The 631-nt window shown below is 50.5% G+C and carries 2 pseudogenes; one reads left to right on the top strand and one right to left on the bottom strand.

Features of this window, described 5'->3' with window-relative positions:
* Window positions 1–345 (bottom strand): annotated as a pseudogene (locus FDX22_RS30775) (DNA circularization N-terminal domain-containing protein); the annotation flags it as partial.
* 1 nt (window position 346) lies between these two features.
* Between FDX22_RS30775 and FDX22_RS29920 the strand changes: the two are divergent.
* Window positions 347–493 (top strand): annotated as a pseudogene (locus tag FDX22_RS29920) (3-hydroxyacyl-CoA dehydrogenase NAD-binding domain-containing protein); the annotation flags it as partial.
* Between the last annotated feature and the right edge of the window lie 138 nt (window positions 494–631).

Here is a 631-nt window from a genome sequence, read left to right as displayed (position 1 = left end):
CATTCCGTCCATGCCAAACTGGTCGAAGTTATCGATGATGCAGTCATCAAGAGCAGAGCAGGAAGAAACCAGCGTGTTGGCCGTCGCGGCCCCTGATGTCGGATAAGTGAGTTCACCAGCCTCAACGAAACGAAGATCAAAGCGCACCATGCGCCCTTCACTGCTCGATGAACTCACGTTAATTTCGCCATCGACGCAAACGCTCATCTCGCCATATGCTGGATGGATAAGGGTCCCCGGCCCCGGCTTATTGAGAGCCTCAATTAGTCTGTCACGTTGCTCATAGCAGTCATCGCCGATGACATACCCAGAAAATTTAGGTCTTGAAGTTGCTTTACCCAGGTCAGCCGCGTCCGAGCGTCTGGAGATCAAACAGGCGCTGTTCAGCCAGCTGGCGGAGATCTGCTCCCCGTCGACGTTGCTGACCAGCAATACCTCGTCGATTTCCATTACCGCCATTGCCGCTGGCATTAAACACCNCCCGCCGCAGCGGGATTTATTTGAATGTAGAGGAAATCATGAAGGTTTTACTATCTTACAGTTAATCCATTTTATCCCAGACTCACCGTTTTTATTAACACCAGCCCTTACCTCCCCCTTCTTTAATATATCAACAAAAAACTGTCCGCTT

Origin of the sequence: Citrobacter sp. TBCS-14, assembly GCF_005280805.1 — a bacterium.
Lineage (GTDB): Bacteria > Pseudomonadota > Gammaproteobacteria > Enterobacterales > Enterobacteriaceae > Citrobacter > Citrobacter gillenii.
Note: the sequence above shows the minus strand (reverse complement) of the source record. Positions and strands in the feature narration are given on the sequence as shown.